At 66.4% G+C, this 1,926-nt stretch carries 2 protein-coding genes; one reads left to right on the forward strand and one right to left on the reverse strand.

Annotated elements, in window-relative coordinates:
• Positions 1 to 21: 21 nt before the first annotated feature.
• A complete protein-coding gene (locus EN738_RS33970) occupies positions 22 to 894 on the reverse strand; it encodes a helix-turn-helix transcriptional regulator (RefSeq protein ID WP_127287331.1) in 873 nt (290 codons plus the stop codon).
• A gap of 103 nt (positions 895 to 997) precedes the next feature.
• Here EN738_RS33970 and EN738_RS33975 point away from each other — a divergent pair, with 103 nt between their 5' ends.
• On the forward strand, positions 998 to 1,843 hold the full coding sequence (locus EN738_RS33975; protein ID WP_127287332.1) for an SDR family NAD(P)-dependent oxidoreductase: 846 nt from the start codon (positions 998 to 1,000) through the stop codon (positions 1,841 to 1,843).
• Positions 1,844 to 1,926 lie beyond the last annotated feature (83 nt).

Genomic DNA, 1,926 nt, shown 5'->3' on the forward strand with positions numbered 1-1,926 from the left:
GGGCTGAACGTCTGGATGGCGTCAGGCGCTGCGCCGTTCAGGGGGCAGCGCATCGAGCAGCTTTTGCAGCTTGGCGATCGAGTTCTGCTCGGCAAGCGGCGTGTAGACGATCAGCCGCATGTCGGAACCGTCATCGATCGACAGGCTCATATGCTCGAACACCATCGCACCCGCGGTCGGATGCCGGACGTGCTTCACGCCGGTCAGCTTTCGCGCCACGTCGCGCCGCGGCCACCAGTCGCGGAACTCGGGGCTTGAGCGCATCATCAACGCGATCAGCCGGTCGAAATCCGGATCGCCGACATATTTGGCGCTCTCCGCCCGAAACGAAGCCAGCACCACGCGTGCGAGTTCCTCCCAGTCGACCAGCAGGCGGCGATGGTGCGGGCTGGTGAACACCATGTGGACGATGTTGCGGGCATCGCCCTCCAGCAACCCATAATCGCCGAACACGGCCACCGCCGCCGGATTCCAGGCCAACACGTCCCAGCGCCGGCCGACGACATAGGCCGGCTGCAGGACGAGGCTTTGCAGCATGTGCAGAAGCGCGCCGTCGACCTTTTCCGGCGCCGCCAGGCGCCGCTCCGGCTGCTGGCGGCCGGCAAGGATGAACAGATGACGCTTCTCGACTGCATCGAGGCGCAACGCCTCCGACAGCGCCGTCAGGACTTCCACCGAGGGGCGGACGTCCCTGCCCTGTTCAAGCCAGGTGTACCAGGTCGTGCCGACGCCGGCGATCATCGCCACCTCCTCGCGCCGCAGCCCCGGCGTGCGCCGGCGCGCGCCGCAGGCGATGCCGGCGGTCCCGGGCGAAAGCCTTTCGCGGCGCGAGCGCAGGAAGGCGCCAAGCTCGCGCCGGCGGCTGTCTTCCGGCGAGTGGGAGATCGCATCCATGGGGTTTATTATAGCAGTATTGATACCAGGATAAAGTTTGAACTGTTTGGGATGCGCGCCGCGCCCCATCTTGCGTTCAGAGCAAAACATGGAGGCTCTGAACATGGACTTGAAAGACAAGACCGTCCTCATCACCGGATCGACCGACGGCGTCGGCCGCATGGTCGCGGAACGGCTCGGCGCAAGCGGCGCCCATGTCCTGGTGCATGGCCGCGACGCGGCGCGCGGCAAGGCAGTCGTCGCTGCCGTCGAGGCCGCGGGCGGCAATGCCGAGCTTGTCGTCGCCGATCTCTCGTCGCTTGCCGAGGTCAGGCGCCTCGCCGAAGCCGTGCGGGCCAGAACAAACCGGCTCGACATTTTGATCAACAATGCCGGTATCGGCACTGCCGGCGAAGCGTCGAAAAGGCAGGTCAGCGCCGACGGCTACGAGCTGCGCTTCGCCGTCAACTATCTCGCCGGCTTCCTGCTGACCTCGGAGCTGCTGCCGCTGCTCAAGGCGAGCGCGCCGGCGCGCATCGTCAATGTCGCCTCGGCCGGCCAGCAGGCGATCGATTTCGGCGACGTCATGCTGACCCAAGGCTACAGCGGCGTGCGCGCCTACTGCCAGAGCAAGCTGGCGCAGATCCTGTTCACCGTCGATCTGGCCGGAGAGCTGAAAGGCAGCGGCGTCACCGTCAACGCGCTCCATCCGGCAAGCTACATGGACACCACCATGGTCCGGCAGGCGGGCGTCACGCCGTGGAGCTCGGTCGAGACCGGCGCCGACGCCATCCTCAACCTTGCAACGTCGCCGGCGCTCGAGGGCCGCAGCGGCCACTATTTCGACGGCCAGCGCGAATCCCGCGCCGACGCCCAGGCCTACTACGAAAAGGCCCGCCGGCAGTTGCACTCATTGAGCCTCGAACTGATCGAGCGCGCCTCAGCCACAACCAGGGAACAACAGTCATGAATGAGAAAATCGAACATTGCGTCATTATCGGCGGCTCGTCCGGCATCGGCTTTGGCCCCGCCAGGGGGCGTGGCGGTCCCGCC

This window comes from Mesorhizobium sp. M4B.F.Ca.ET.017.02.2.1 (assembly GCF_003998955.1).
GTDB classification, from domain to species: domain Bacteria; phylum Pseudomonadota; class Alphaproteobacteria; order Rhizobiales; family Rhizobiaceae; genus Mesorhizobium; species Mesorhizobium abyssinicae.